Annotated in this window: 7 protein-coding genes and 1 pseudogene; 4 read left to right on the forward strand and 4 right to left on the reverse strand. The window is 50.4% G+C overall.

Annotated elements, in window-relative coordinates; all coding sequences use genetic code 11:
* Window positions 1-64 precede the first annotated feature (64 nt).
* A complete protein-coding gene (locus MOP87_RS14150) occupies window positions 65-2,221 on the reverse strand; it encodes a hypothetical protein (protein WP_242809677.1) in 2,157 nt (718 codons plus the stop codon).
* A gap of 785 nt (window positions 2,222-3,006) precedes the next feature.
* Between MOP87_RS14150 and MOP87_RS14155 the strand changes: the two genes are divergently transcribed.
* Window positions 3,007-3,912, forward strand: a complete 906-nt coding sequence (locus MOP87_RS14155; RefSeq protein ID WP_242809679.1) for a hypothetical protein — start codon at window positions 3,007-3,009, stop codon at window positions 3,910-3,912.
* Window positions 3,913-5,150: 1,238 nt separating this feature from the next.
* Here MOP87_RS14155 and MOP87_RS14160 read toward each other — a convergent pair.
* Window positions 5,151-6,014 carry a restriction endonuclease gene (locus MOP87_RS14160; RefSeq protein ID WP_242809680.1) on the reverse strand — a complete coding sequence of 288 codons (864 nt, stop codon included), beginning with the start codon at window positions 6,012-6,014 and terminating at the stop codon, window positions 5,151-5,153.
* Window positions 6,015-6,381: 367 nt separating this feature from the next.
* On the opposite strand from MOP87_RS14160, the gene MOP87_RS14165 reads away from it, so the two are divergent.
* The 3 genes and pseudogenes from MOP87_RS14165 to MOP87_RS14175 all read left to right on the forward strand — a co-directional run.
* A complete protein-coding gene (locus MOP87_RS14165) occupies window positions 6,382-7,107 on the forward strand; it encodes a DUF5677 domain-containing protein (protein ID WP_242809682.1) in 726 nt (241 codons plus the stop codon).
* Window positions 7,108-7,208: 101 nt separating this feature from the next.
* On the forward strand, window positions 7,209-7,448 hold the full coding sequence (locus MOP87_RS14170; protein ID WP_242809683.1) for a DUF2188 domain-containing protein: 240 nt from the start codon (window positions 7,209-7,211) through the stop codon (window positions 7,446-7,448).
* 92 nt (window positions 7,449-7,540) lie between these two features.
* Window positions 7,541-7,894, forward strand: a pseudogene (locus MOP87_RS14175) (class II aldolase/adducin family protein); the annotation flags it as partial.
* Window positions 7,895-8,124: 230 nt separating this feature from the next.
* Here MOP87_RS14175 and MOP87_RS14180 read toward each other — a convergent pair.
* Window positions 8,125-13,269 (reverse strand): hypothetical protein, encoded by a 5,145-nt coding sequence (locus MOP87_RS14180; protein WP_242809685.1) that lies wholly within the window; start codon window positions 13,267-13,269, stop codon window positions 8,125-8,127.
* A 688-nt stretch (window positions 13,270-13,957) separates the two neighbouring features.
* Entirely contained in the window at window positions 13,958-14,758 is an 801-nt protein-coding gene (locus MOP87_RS14185; protein ID WP_242809687.1) for a hypothetical protein, read from the reverse strand.
* Between the last annotated feature and the right edge of the window lie 172 nt (window positions 14,759-14,930).

Genomic DNA, 14,930 nt, shown 5'->3' on the forward strand with positions numbered 1-14,930 from the left:
TCGCCACAATCTTCCCGTAGAATGTTTTAGCCAGTAAATTTCTTCAGAAAGGAAATCTGGTTCTTCAAGCCGAGTCTGGCTCCAGCTTTCCAGAACCCTTCACTGAACTCTCAATGTAGTTGACTGCAAAATCATAGAGAGAGCTGTCTATAATATATTTTCCTGCGGTTCGACAGGGACTGGAATAGAGCTTAAAACCCAAGAGTGCCAAGATACCCTTCACCGCCGAAAATAGTTTGCTTGTGCCTTTCACTTCAAAAAGAGTCTTAGTGAGCAGCGTATACTTGGTAATTCTCACACCATTCCAGCGAAGTTTCTCACCTTTAAGCTTCTCCACAAATGCTTCCAAGTCACTTGTGTACACCACCTTCTTCGTACGTGCAAAGCCCAGAAGGTCATTGAAAAGCTCGACTCTGACAGCGTTAGACATGGTGGTCTTGCCATTACCTGAAACCAGGTGACAGCGATTTAATATCTGAATGCCTGACCTATCAATCAAAAAATCTATTTCGTCATTATTGAATTTTCTCGATAGCCCCATAGCTGCTGCCGCGACAGACTTCTCGATAAGCCACTGAGACTGCCGGCTTGCTGTCTCCTTAGGCTTTTTGCCAACGAGCGTCATATGACTTAGGAACTGGTCATTTGCAAAGAAAGCTTTTTTCTCTTCAGCGATCTTAGCTACATGCTTATCCTTCAGCGCCCTCATTTCCTGGCTCTGATTTACAGCCTCAAATCTCACATCAAACCCAAGCGTTTCAAGGCCGCGCACAACAAAGCTCTCGTATCTATTTCTAGACCAATTTTCGAGAGCCTTCATCTCGCAAATCGCATAGCCAATCGGATCCGCAAGATATTCTCTGCTTAGCTTGTAAGCCGCATCATAGTCAACAGCTTCATCGATAAACTCTTCAGAGGATTCGTAAAACGCTACATTGGAGGCACTTTCCGGAAGATTTCGCTTTGCGGAACTTCTGCTTGTATTCAAGCTGAAAGCAATGCTTACATTCTTTACAGCTCTGAATCGTTTAACACACTGCAAAACGCTCGCTGGGGAAATTGTACCGAGACACTCGATCATGATCTCGGTGAAAGCAGGAAGCACACAAGACCAGCCCGGCCCGATAGCAGGACTACAAATCACGACGTCGTAATTATCGAGCGCACTGGTATCAGCGCACACCTCAAGCATCTTGCTGCCAGTATCTGATTTTTCAGTTGAGTGCAGAAAAATAGCGCGCACCCCCTGCTCTTTCAACAAAGCCTCAATGGCCTTACCATCATCAATCTTTCCATCAAAAAAATAAGAAACTTTTCCACCTGCCGAAACGATATCCATCGTTTTTTTCAACAGAGCATCATGCGTAAAACCGTATGCCACATTGATGGTAGCGTACGAACTTACTTGGGGCTCATAAGCGGGAAAGGCTTTTCCTATCAGACGTTGAAAAATATCCAGGTAAGCCTGGCCAAGGTGCGCATCGGACAGTACAACGCTCTCAGCACGCTTGGCGACGTTGATGATTTCTTTCCAACCATTCAAGCGGGAGGCCATGTTGCCACAACCCCAGATTTTACTGTTAATAATCTCCGTAGTTCTGATCAGTTCGTCGATCATCAGGACAGAAGCCGTGGACCTAATTTTTTCATTAGCTTCTTTGACAAAAGAATGAGCAGTTGTTCTCAAGCCAGCGCGCGAGTAGTAAGGGTCTTGCAAGGATTCGTAGTGCTCCTCTGCCCCAGCGAATTTCGCAAGAAGAGATCGCAATGGAGCGACAAAAATAGGATGCTGACCGGTCTCTTTGGCTTGCTCGAACCAGGGTTCCATACAAAAAGCATTTTTACCCTCCCCCATTTTTCCCACAAGAGCAAGAGAGCCTTCCAGATGAAGAGCACTGTAATTGACTTTTACAGTCTGCAAAGGCTTCAACATCGAGCTGATCCTGGCAATCTGCCATGCGGTGTATTCTTTGAACTTGACGGAAAATATCTTTTTTATTAAAGTCGAATTTCTAGACGAATATATAATATCCTGTAATGTATCAAAGCCTAATTGATGCCCCATGCGATCGATCTGCGCAGCTACTCGCTGGGCCAGGATGCAAGCCTCCTCCACAGTGGTAGCGCTCTCAATGATGGCTTGGATTGATGCAATTTTGGATTTAGGCAGATTGGGGTGAATGCAGGTCGAGAGGACGCACTCCGGTTGCGCGGCAGCCATAGGTTATCCTTATTTTTCAGTTTGGCATCCTCAGTATAGCAAAGCATTATGTTATTTTCAAGCAATGTATTGTAATTTAGATATTTTTAGGTAAAGTTTCTCTATGGTCTCCTCCGCCCGGGCTAGGCCCGAAAGGAACCAGCGGTAACATCCACGCTGCATCAGCTACAGGTATCCAGCTGACTCAACCGCTGGATAGATTCCGCTGCAAGCGGGCGTGGGCATCGAAAAAAACAATCTATTTCTAATGAGAAAGATAGATGGTTTCGGTACCCTCAAAGCCTCGTGGTTCAAGGGCTACAGCAGACTTTCATGGCCCAATTTTGGATTCCAAATTACCGGCTCCTGAGGGTTGTGAACCGCCAAGGCGACACGACCCGATCTGAAGCCGGAGGGCGGTCCATGAGTCGTCTGCAAATCGTCGACGCCATCGGGCAACGCGGTAGGTCCAGTCCCTGTCACCGTACGCAGTGTGACCAGAGGCCCATAGTCACGATAGCAAGCCCCTGGTCGGCGAATAGGTGTGAGTGTAAGAATGGGCACTTGCACGCCGAGATGCATGCGCTATCGACAGAGTCCCGAACTCATTTCATCAAACCCTTGGGTATCAAAGACGTATCCGACCAAATGCGACCACTTGGAGATATCTACGAATCAAGTGGCGATTCAGGGTTCGGTGTATTCTCGGAGCATTGCCTATAATATTCGTCACATCTTCGATGGGTGACAGGCATTAACGCCGGGCCAACACCAGCGTCGATGATTACCGAGAGGACTGCGGACGCATGACTGAAGAAAAGATCACCATTGAAGATCCAGTAGAGTGGCTGCTGGGGGCGGATGAATTCCATCACGCTCTATATGCCGCAGCGCTTCGAAATTTGGAAGACCTAGACAATAAGCTCCGATTTAACAACTTTGCCTATGCCTTGCGGGAGCTGACCAGCTCTATTCTTAAGCAACGGGCTCCCAAGGAAGATGTCTTGAGATGTTCGTGGTACAAAAATGAGGTTGATAACATTGAGGATGGGGTCACGAAAATTCAGCATGCTCGGTATGTGGTTCAGGGCGGATTGTCAGACGAATACGTGGAAAATGAGTTAAATCTTGATCTATCGCCGGAGCGTAAGGCAATCCGAGACTCGCTGAGAGAGTTGAGCAATTACACGCATGTAAGCGAGGCAACCTTCAACCTTCCGACTCAGCAGGTCGAAATACTTGTTGAAAAGTCACTTGATGTCCTAAGAGGGCTGGGAGTGGCGATGGTTAACTGTCGCAGCCTTATAGCTCATAGTCTTTTTGAAGCAATCGAGGCCCAAGCGATTGACGAGGTCGTTTCTGACTCTCTCGAAGCACTAGATAGCGTAGCCCATCACTACTCGCTGGAACACGTCAGCGTCAATATCAGCGGGGTTGAGCGGATCACCCACGACACTGTTCATTTGTTCGCAGCCGGGTTTATAGACGTTCAACTTCAATGGGGTTCTAATTCGGATGTGCGGCGCGGTGATGGTCACTTGCAAAATGATTCGTTTGAATTTCGGTGCAACCTCACATGCTCTGTCGAGGACCCTACAGGTCATTCACTAGAAGTGGAAGAAGATTCCATTATGGTGAACACGAAAGCTTGGGGACAGCGGGAGGACGAATGGGGCTATGTAAATATGACTGACTCTGAACCTGCGGACTAAGCAAATTGGCCCAGTCCGAAGTGCTGCCCCAGATCCTGACCTTGGGTTGAAACTCGTTCGTAACCCAGCATGAGCGGCTACCAACTGCCCTTCAACAATCTACCAAGGCCCCTGAGAACCCGACTTTGAAGCCTGCTACTCATATTGGCACCAGAAGGCAGTCAGCATCTGTATTGAGAATGCCGAGACTAAGCACCTAGGGCCGTGGCTACGCTGCCACTTAAAGAGCAAACCGATGGCTGGAAGCAAGCCACTGACGTTGTGCATGCCGAAGGCGGCAAGATCGTGCTGCGACTGTAGCATGTTGGGAGCTTCTCAAGCGTCGAACTGCAACCTGTGCCGTGGTGCAGAACCCAGAGAAACCGCGGCGGTGCCAAGGGTTACACCGATTGGCCAAATATCACCTATTGAGGTATGGTCACCTTCGGGGGCCTTATTGATGTTTAAATATACTGACCTGGCTGTACTTAGGCTCTTGGATGACCCGATCGATCGTGGTAGCTTATGGCCACCAAAACTAGATACGGAACTGTTCACATGGAATTGAAAATATCTAAAGTAAATGGACGAGGATCATCGTCTAGTGAATACGTTGTAATTAGTGTACTCAAGGACTGCAACCTGAAGAATTTCATGATCTGCGATAAGACTTTCAATTCTGATGGCACTCCAAGCAATAAGCACCGCCATGTGTATTTCTTTCCATCGTGTGAGGTAAAACAGGGAGAGGTGGTATGGCTGAACACTTGCCCCGGTACGAATGGTAAAAACGAGACGAACGGCGGCAAACGCGCTCATGAATTCTATTGGGGCCTAAACTCCTCTGTGTGGAATGACGGTGGCGACAGAGTGCATCTAATTAAAATAGCGGCAATCGATACCTTGGATGTACCGCCCATTACGTAGAAAGAGCTACCCAATCAGGAGTTGACCGAGATCAAGATTCAACTCGGCAACTCCCTGGACGGCAAGTTTCACTTCGCCAAGCACGACCTTAAAGCTATAGCCAGACTTTAACTCATCTTGATTCAAAAATCGCGGCTTGCTAAAACCAGGCACGACAGCGACTAAAAACCTTCATCTCCAATCTACTCCAGCTTCGCTAATCCCGATATTGATAGTAAGCAGACCCATTAGGAGTCTGTTTATACTACAGAATACCCTGTGATTCAGGAAGTATCGGACGCTAGCCGTCAGCTACTTCGATACGCTTTAAATTTTTCTATGTCATTACGCACTCATTTGCCTCCTAGACCTGGCATTACGCGGCGGTCACGGAGCTGCTCCTTGTACTGCTCGCAGTATTCTTCGATAAGAATCTGTCTCGGCATATTACTGAACATGTTGCTATCGCCGGCGAGTGTGTGATTTGGAGGTGGGGCTGTCACAAACCTGCCGTTCATTGCATCAACAATCAGAATGTAGGAAAAAAGATGGCGCGATTCTAATCCTCGAACCTGCCAATTCTCCGAAACTCGATTCCGAACTTTGTATTTAGCAGCTTGGTTTTTTGACCAAAACAGCAATGCGTGAGTGCCTTTCTCATGACTCGTCCCGTAAGGTGCTCCTGTCTCTAGGTCAAACAGTGTCCAAAAAGGGGCTCCTACACTAAGCTCGGTTGGGATTACATTATGACGGAGCCGCATTCCCAAAAGCTTTCCAATTGAGGGTATTTCTTCAATGCTCAGAGCTGAAATTCGATTCCGCTCTGCGAAATCTTTTGCCCCGGATTGGAATCCGCTGGCAGAAACGATGACGCCTATCACGTCTGAAAACTCATCAATCTTTGCTTTGAACGCCAAAACGTCGTTGCGCTCTGTACGCCTTTTTGTATTTTTACACTCAATAGCAACTCGATGCCGTATCCCAACCACTTCAAACTCATAATAAACATCAATCTGATACTCAGCCCCATCTCTACCTATCAAACAAGCATCTTTAGCTACGACGACGTTGTGGCCACCAAGGCTCAAAAGCGTCTGATAGACATACTGAACGTGATCTTCAAAATCCTTCCAATTTAATTCACTAGACGGTTCTTCACGTTGTTGTTCGAGAATTTCTATTAGGCCGAGCATCGACCGAGGAGTTGTCTTATACATGATAGAAAAATTAACCTGAATGTGATTGGAGCCTGACTTGACTACGTCGGAACGCTGGTTTGTATCTTAGATGAATTACATTACGCTATGCAGTAGCTCTCAGAATGCTTGCAGCAAGAAAGGGGCTAGCCGCACCCGAAGCGCAGAGAGCTGACTTGCAGCATTGACGCGGCGTGGTTGAGTAGATCAGATCAACATAGCCGAAAGATGCTAGCAGATGCCTGGTGCGAAACCAGCTAGCTGTAGCGGAAGGTGATGACTCTACCGGCGGGGCGAGCCTCAGCTCCGAACGGTTCGGATGGGTAGAAAAATTCGCCTTAAGTCAATATTGTCCACACCAACATTGTTGAAAAGGCGCCGGAATCGCATGAGTGACCCATCACCGAGTACGAATGAGCTAGTTGAGTCGCTGAAGGTGCAAGCTGAAACGCTATTTCAGGCTTCGCAAATAGAAGCTGGGGACTCACCTGATGAACGCGATGAGTTTACTCGGCAGCAACTGAGGCGTGCATCGGAGCTGGTCAAGGGTGCAGCAGCTTTGGGCGCGATTGAAAACTCAGCCTGTTTGGGAATTTTGAGCCGAAGCTTGCTTGAGCAATTGATCACATCCTTATGGGGCATCAGGTCCATCGAGAATGCTGAATCCCAGATGGGCGCGGGGTCTGCTGAACTGGCGAAGGCCCTCAAAATGAACCTGAAAGCAGGTACCGCCAGGATCTTTGATCGTGATACGGGGGAAGACGTTACCGCGAAATTTCTGGAGAGCGAGCATGCAAAACAAACACGTCGACGCAAAAACGTAGAAGATCAGGCTAGGGAAGCCGACGTACAAGATCTGTATACCGTGTTCTATCGATTGTTATCACTCGAAACGCATGGTCACAGTGAGACCCCGGCTGAAAAATCTAAAATCAGCGCTTTGTGCCTCATCCATCTTCAAGGCATCGGGGCAATCAGTCGAGGTATCGGCCAGGCGTGCGTTTGGTGGCTGATGCATAGGTCTTGGCCAGACAACGAGTCGTTACGTGATGTGTTAGGCCTGAACAGTAAACCTCAGAAATCTGCCGACTCCAGGAGTACAGGGCGGCAGTAAGCATGCTGGTAAAACCTTATATGAGCAGATGCGCACAATCCGAGAAGGCAAAAGGCCATTTCCTGGTCTATAAATGGAGACCCCATCACAAGAGCTTCATCATGAGTAAACCTCAAGACCGCACCATTTCCCAGCGCTCAGATGGAAAGTGGGAGAACAAGCGAAACAATTCTGACCGAGCTTCCAGCGTCCACGACACACAGGCCGAGGCTCAGCAGGCCGCACGAGAAATGCAGCAAAACCAAGGTGGCGGTGAAATGACGACCAAGGGGCGCGACGGCCAATTCCGGGCTAAAGACACCATCAAGCCAGGCAATGATCCTCGTAACATCAAAGGCTGAGGGACTAGCCCTCCTCGCTGGTTCCTATGGCGCTTCGCATACGAAGCGCCGTCTCTTAAAAACCTGACAACTGAGCCCTCCAGTGACCCGGCTATGAGGGTATCGCGCTGGATCTGGACGAGCAGAAGCGACTGGTAGAAGACCTAGACGATAACTCGGTGATGATCTTACGCGATCATGGATTGCTGAGCACTGCCCGCACCGTCGCTGAGGCCTTCTTGCGAATGTTCTATCTAGAAAAAGCCTGCGAAATACAGCTGGCAGCCCAGCAAGCAGGAAAGCTGATCCTGCCTAGTGACGAGATATCCGCTTACACTGAGCGGCAATTCAACCAGCCTTCTAGAGCATTGAAAGCTGGTGAGCTTACTGATCCAGATGCCATGCGATTGGCTTGGGATGCGTTGCTTCGAATGCTCGATAGGATCGCGCCTGACTATCGTGACTAAGCTGCTTGGACCGACAGCCGTCGTCTTACGCTCTCGCATTTTCTGCTCCTCTTGCGGGAGCATCGCTCGCGAAAGACAAGGCTGTTCAGTGGAAATCGTGTCCGCATTTCTAAGAGCGGACACAATCACCCTACCGATCTTGTCTGTTATATGAGGTTCGCTAGGTTAGTCCTAAAGATAGTCTTCAACAATTCCGCTCCGGTAGTACCGTTTGGATGCAGGAACGAGCATTATTTCACCATCCCTTTTACTTGAATTCCCCGGAAGTGTTCCGACTGTTGGAGTGCTGCTGCACGTCGGTCGCCACTGTCTACAAGGCGGTCGAGAATGACTAGCAGGCCGCGGGCTTGCGTGTGCGTCAGTGGGTAGTTGGCATGTGCGAGGCTTTGGATGACCCCTGAAATAGATGCCGGAATGTCCGCTGCCTTCCAGCGTTCTAGGCGGAATCCCTCGGCGTCCATGCTTACCGACACTAAGCGCTCGAAGTCCTGGATAGGCATTAAGCTACCTGCCCGCTCGCTGAGGATTAGAAACTGATCCATTACCGAGTCTACCCAACCCGCTGCCGTCATCAGTAGATCGATCTGACCAAAAAGCATTGGAAGGTCGTCCCACTTGCCATTTGCAAAGCGTGCTGCACCTGGACACTCCTTCGCGGACGTCAACATGAAGGAGCGAATCATCGAGTTGAGGTGCCGATCTCGAATTTCTCCGGAGCGATAACTGTCCGGCGAGAAGTCGCCCTCGTCTAGCATTCGGCTCATCAGCACTTTTAGAACGCCAAGAACCCGTTTGGACAGCACAGGCGCATCGTAGATGAAGCGACATGTCAGGTGATCTGTCAACACGTCGATGAACTGAAGCACGTCTCTGTGTTTGTGCTTTATCAAAGGCTCAACGAACGCATGTGCTATGGCATCGGTAGACGTGTGGACGATGACGCGTGCCACCAGACCTGCTAATGCATCGAGCCATTCGTAAAGCTGCGTTGAGGGATCATCCTTTTCATCACCGAATGAGGGGAACATCCGCCCTGCTGTCCACGAAATCAGTTCTCCGGTGAACGCGAGTATCTGAGGGCGATACGCATCACTTTCTCCCCAGGCTTCAATGGGGAACAGTTTCATCACGCCTGCTGCATACTGCGGATCGATGTCGAATTCAGGATATGTCCACTCTTGGGAGTCGTCGTCGTAGCGTTTTCCTCTGTAAAGCCGCTCAGGACTGCGGACCCAAGGTTGCGGAGGTGCAATGAATGTCGATTTGCTCTCAGGTGCGTCTAAGCGCTCAATCGCTCGCCTCAACGCAGCCTCACGATGAGCGCTAGCCTCCTTGTCTTGTCCGTTATTTTCAAAGGAACGACTAGAAAAATGGGTGGCGAATAGTTCAGATGCGAGAATACCGGCATTCCAGACGAGCGATTCAGGCATCACCCGTGCGTCAAAGAGGCCGGTGAAAGCTGTCTGAGAAATATTCGGATTGGGGTCAGCTGCCAAGGTGAGAAGGCGGGACGCCGACGTAGGCCTCGGCGAGTTGCTCTCCAGGTCGCGCTTGATCGCGGCCATGTAATAATTTCGAGGGTCATCGGCATATTTGCTGTAGCCGAACAGGCCGTTTGGCTCTTTGATCTCGGCCATACGATCCATGATCGACCAAGCCCATTCAAGATTTTCTGCTGTGCTATCAAATCGAATGACCGCTGCGGCGCACGCCACGACAGCTGTTTGTCTGATTGCTATTCCCGCACCGGCTTCTTCGATCCTGAGCAGAAGGCTCGAATCCTCCCGTGTCCTTGCGAATGCCACAGCAGTTTCAATTGTAGCTTGGACATTGATTATTCCCTTGCTGAGAGAATCAGCAGCCCATGCAACGATGTTAAAGTCATGCAGCGTTTTTGCGTTTTCTTCTAATTTTTCTTTACGAGATTCGCTAATTTCTGTTGGATTGCGATAGATAACCTGCGCAACGTTCTCATTTTCGCACATTTTCACTAGGCGATAATTGTCCTTGTTCGCAAATTGTGCCCATCCCTGCGCCCGCTCGCGCATCTCTGTCTCCAAAACTTCATTGCCAACTTCCTCCTCGATTTCGTAAGGAAGATTGGTCGGAAACTGACCGATATCAGTCATGAAAGAGGTTCGCTCACCTTCATCTTCACTAAGCGCATAGAGGTAAGCCAGATCCTTCAGAGAGGACTTGCGGTAACTGCGTCCTTTGAGATAGGCATCTCCCTCTCGCTGTTTGGGGTTCATGCGCGCCCTGGGGTCCAGCCCAAACAGATTGATATCCCGACTGCCTTCTTGGACGTGTCGAATATGATCGTGGCTCCACAAACGCTGAGAGACCAGCAGTGCGCGAAGAGCGGGTGACCTTTCATTTCGTTCGATTACAAGAGACGCGGCAAGCCCGAGCGCTGCGATACCTTCATGGCCCTCGGTGACTTGCTGGATCAGTTCGGCCAGGTCCGCGCCGTCGTCGAGCCTTTTGTGTGCCCAGTGCGTGAGTGCTAGATAGGCCGCCTCGACTGGGAGAGGCCCCCCTTCACCGAAGTACCACGAATAGCTCCGCTGGTTACCCCAGAAGGTTTGCTGCCCCCACGGAAAGCTGATTTGAATCGGGATCAGAGTTCCAAGTTCTTGGCGGTTAATCTCGTAAATTTGGCGAAAGCCGGTTGTAGCGTGATTGGCAATGTCGCGGACCAGTGCACGTGCGACATGCGGAGCGCTCTGAAAAAGGCCGTCAAAAGGCTCATGCGCCGGAGACTGTGGATAGAAGAGATTGTCGCCCCGGTCCACGCCGATGTGATCGAGGCTGTAACGATCAGTGCCGATGGAGTGGAACATGTGAGAGTGATTGAGCATACGCTTTTCGGCTTCGCTACGATCCTGCTCGGGCTTATCTCTCACCGCCTTCAGGTTCGCAAAATATTCTTCGTCCTGGCGTCTCTTGCGGTCGCGCTCGTCCTTCGGAAGCTCGCCCAGAACTTCGGTCCGCACAAGCTGTGCAAGTTTCTCGGGGAAGGATTGTGCTAGCACTCCAGAGAGCGCGAAAACCGTTTTCAGTACCGTGTTTTCTCTGCGTTCCCAAGCCGTTATTCGATCCAGTGCACGCCCAGCGGGTTCTGGATAGCTACGCGCAGCGCGCAGGATGAGCTTGCGCAAGTCTCCAGCCAGGTTGTCGAGTGTGTCGCTCCTGAGACCTGCCCAGCGCTCTGATTTTTTCGTCTCAAGATCTATGAGCCATTCCTCGCAGATTGCGATGAGTCTGGCCGAAGGCACGTTCGGGACGTCGGAACACATGTTTTGCCATACGCCGAACAGGTCAACCACATGAGGAATAGCTTGCGCTGGGAAGTCGATGTGCCTGGCAAACACCCATTCCAGTACGCGTCGCCAAGTTGGCACATCCGAGGGCCACCCCAACATGTCGGCAGCTCGGACGAGCATTGAGCTTTCGAAACCTAGATTCAGACTTTGCAGAACGACCGGACTAGGGATCGTCCGCTCGGCTTGAAACCATACTAAAAACTTGTGGAGAAGGGCATGTTGGCCAGCCGATGTGAGCGCATCAAATGCCGCGACGTGCTCCAGAAACCTGCCACTTGCAGAGGGTCCCAGCAGCCAGTCTCGTCGCCACTGAGGGCGCAGATGGCGTTGAGTCAGTTCAGCAAATGTACTGCCCCAACTATGGCCTCGCTCGTAATCGCGCTGCGAAAGTAGGCCAACGATGCGCGCAAGCAGTGGAGGCTCACCAGCTGCAACTAGTGCGTCAGGCCAGTCTCCACGCTTGTCGATCAGGAGGCGGTAGAATGCCCACTCGAAGAAGATGTCATGTGTGAATTTGTAGGCTGTCCCGGCCTCGACAGCGTCGATGATTTTATCGCGCCTCAGTCCTTGGAGTTGAGCAATGCTCTCTGGTTTTACTGCACGCCCGTGAATGTCTTTGCCGAGCGAAGAGGCCCCCATCTCGGCAAAGTCAAGGATGGCTCGTTGGCGAGCATCCGCGGCCTCAGGTTCAACATTGTGGCCTCCAGCGCGCCACCAGGCCTCAATCAATTCACTCTCGGTCTGAGGAGCACCTTGATCGAATCCGAGACTAGAAGCTTGATCCGCGAGTACGGCAGCAAAGAAAGGACGGCGTGCGATTTCTCTAACCGCAGGTAGGCCGAACAGAAGAGGCTGGAGCGCAGTATGCTGCTTTGCAAGGACAGTAGCCTCTTCATCGTCCAGCACGCCGACAGTCACGTTCCCGATGCCACCGGTAGCGTAAAGCGATCTGGATATCCATGACCTCAGTACCTCAAGTCCCTGGTCGCGAGAGGTTACCAAAACACGCCAATGAGCGAGTTCTGTCTCTCGTTCGATTGCATGTAACAAGTCGGTGATGATGCCTCTATTCTCTTGATTGATGCGATCGACCCCATCAATGAAGAGAATGGGTGTGCCCGAGCCTCCGATCTCGCCGAGAAGTGCCGCAGCTGTGTGGTGAATGAGCCCATGGTGTCTCGCAAAGCTTCTCCAGTTCGCCCCTTCCAAGCGGTCGGATTTTAAGAAAAGCACCGGTCCATTCTTCATGGCTCGCTCGACATATCGGCGGAGCACCACCGATTTTCCACAGCCGGGAAGCCCACTGATGTTGGTCAACACATGGCGCGCTACCGCTTCCTCCGATAAGGTGAGAAGCGCGGGCCGATCTACAGTAAATCCAGCAATATCGTCTCGAATGTCCGCGACTGCGTCCTTCGCTAGGTCGGTAAGGATGGCAATATCCGGCTCATAGACGGGAGCAATGCGCAGTTTTACCAGGGTGCGCATTTCGTGAATCAACTCGTTCCTTTTCCAGACTCGCGCAGAACCTTCGCCGGCGCGGACATGGCGCGCCAAGACCTCCGCAAAATTTTCACCCCCAGAAATCGAAATCTCACCCAGACGATTGGTGAGGTCGGCGTACCGGTCACCACCCGAAGCAAGGTTGTCGAATCGGTGGCCTACGAAGTGGCGATAAAATTCCCACTCTTCTTGCGAGTTGCCAGCTTGAGTGAGAGGTAGTAGCTCCTCTCGGAGGCTGATGTCCTCAACGCTCGACTCGCCGCCCTTCACAAAGCGAGATGCGAAGTCCGCTCCATTCGTGCTTGCTACAGCACGCGAAATGATGTTGCTCAGAGCGTCGAAACGGCCGATTGCCACGGTTTCAGCTACAAAGCCGTACCGATCAGAACCAACTCTAAAGTCTGGCTTTTTTCGCGTTGCGGCTGCCTCAGCCATGATCGCCTTGAAGTCCGAATCATTCTTGCTGATGACGACCTTGCTTTTGACTTGGAGGCTGGTCCTCGTTTGTTGACCAGCCGCTTCAGAGTCGACAACGAGGTCGTCCATGGGCTCGCCCTGACGATGTTGTTGAACGGCAACGCGCACCACCACTCCGCGTGTTGCCATCGCAGACTCTTCGCGCAGTAGCGCTGTGAGGTAGTAAGCCACGACGAGGTCTTCATAGGTGAAGCCTTCACCGCCAGTGAGTTTTGAAGAGCGGGAGCGTTGAGGACGTTTTGCCATACTTTTGCCTAATTTGCAGCTCAGCCTCGCTCAGCGTTTTGGCTAGGCGGCCGGGCTGGTTTCGTTTTTCTGAGCGCACATGCTTCCGTGGCGCTTCGTCGATCTTTACCTGTGGCGCGTTGGCCGTGATGTGTCCTAGCGACAAGCTACGTTACTCACTTAGACGTTACGGGCAAGCGGCGCAAGACCATCGAGTCTAGCCCGCCTAGCCAGCGAATGCGTGCTCTTGATCAAGAAAGCCTGTAGCGCATTCTCGTCTATTTGCCGACGCACACTGGCAGCAAACTCTTGGATCAATTGCTGAACAGAACGGGCGCCCGCGATTGACCGATATGGCTCCATTGATTCGGTAGCAAGGCCTAAGCGGCCGAGCCGTAAGGGCGTGCCAACAATCGGCTTACAGCGCGACGGTTAAATTAAAATAAATAGCGACTACCCCAACTAAGCTAATACTTACGGTGGACACAGAAGCCCATTCCTATTAAAGGGCTTCGGTGAAATATAGATAATATCAAGCTTGGAGGGAACGTCTTGCTAGCATTACAAATTCATTGTAAAGATGATAGCACTGTGCACTGAGCGCATTAAGTTCTTTAATCTTGCTGTCAACATATGGTGGCCAGTCTCGACCTCTGAACTGATCAGGAATACATGAGTACATAGGGCCACCGTTTAGATCATATGCACTCATCGCCAGCTTGGTATTAAATCGATTAAGGACCTCCCATAATGCCTGGCGTTTTCCTTCAAGCTCTTCATTCAGGAACTTCTTCTCTGCACAGTTCCAATTAAGTACAAATAATTCGATTTCATCTACATACGTCTGATTAAATGAACTGCCCAGATCATGGTCTCTGAGAAAGGTTAGTGAGCGACCGTTGGATGGAAGATCGCTCAAAAATTTTCTTAGCAGTTCTTGGTCAACCACTCGCTGTCTTTCAGCTCGTTTAACAGACTCTTCATGCTGTTTAGCGAGTCTTTTCGATTCTGCTATATTTGCCTTGTGAGTAAGATATTTTGTAACCCAATTCGCTAGTAGGTTGTGCGCAAGGCCAACCAGAATGAGTAGCGCTCCATAAAATTTATCTTTATCGCTATTTTGCAGCTCAGCCAAGGAGAATTTTGAGACGAAATTCAAATTGAAAGTATCAATCAGCCAGTTGGCTATGATAACGCTCGCAGTGTCCGGGGTTAACAAAATCGTTGTTCCAGCACCCACTACCAGCCAGGTGAGCTTATTAGAGAAATCAGGCAGCAAAATTTTTCTGATAAATTCGAGAGATAATTTTTTAAATTCTTCTAACATTGGCATGGCTGAGTCTAAGCAAGTGAAGTGGTCAAGTATTCTAGCATGGCTCACCTGCGTTACCAGCCAATGCAATCCTAATTTTTTTGGTTTTTGGCCTCTGCTGTATTTTCACATATGATTTTCTGTACCTCTTGCGGCGCAGTACCAGCGTGTAGTAGGTTTTGACCTCACGCAT

This window comes from Pseudomonas sp. I3-I5 (genome assembly GCF_022699445.1).
Lineage (GTDB): Bacteria > Pseudomonadota > Gammaproteobacteria > Pseudomonadales > Pseudomonadaceae > Aquipseudomonas > Aquipseudomonas fulva.

Coding starts and splice junctions, on each gene's coding strand:
- MOP87_RS14150 (WP_242809677.1), bottom strand. CDS start 2,221: ATGGCTGCCGCGCAACCGGAGTGCGTCCTCTCGACCTGCATTCACCCC.
- MOP87_RS14155 (WP_242809679.1), top strand. CDS start 3,007: ATGACTGAAGAAAAGATCACCATTGAAGATCCAGTAGAGTGGCTGCTG.
- MOP87_RS14160 (WP_242809680.1), bottom strand. CDS start 6,014: ATGTATAAGACAACTCCTCGGTCGATGCTCGGCCTAATAGAAATTCTC.
- MOP87_RS14165 (WP_242809682.1), top strand. CDS start 6,382: ATGAGTGACCCATCACCGAGTACGAATGAGCTAGTTGAGTCGCTGAAG.
- MOP87_RS14170 (WP_242809683.1), top strand. CDS start 7,209: ATGAGTAAACCTCAAGACCGCACCATTTCCCAGCGCTCAGATGGAAAG.
- MOP87_RS14180 (WP_242809685.1), bottom strand. CDS start 13,269: ATGGACGACCTCGTTGTCGACTCTGAAGCGGCTGGTCAACAAACGAGG.
- MOP87_RS14185 (WP_242809687.1), bottom strand. CDS start 14,758: ATGCCAATGTTAGAAGAATTTAAAAAATTATCTCTCGAATTTATCAGA.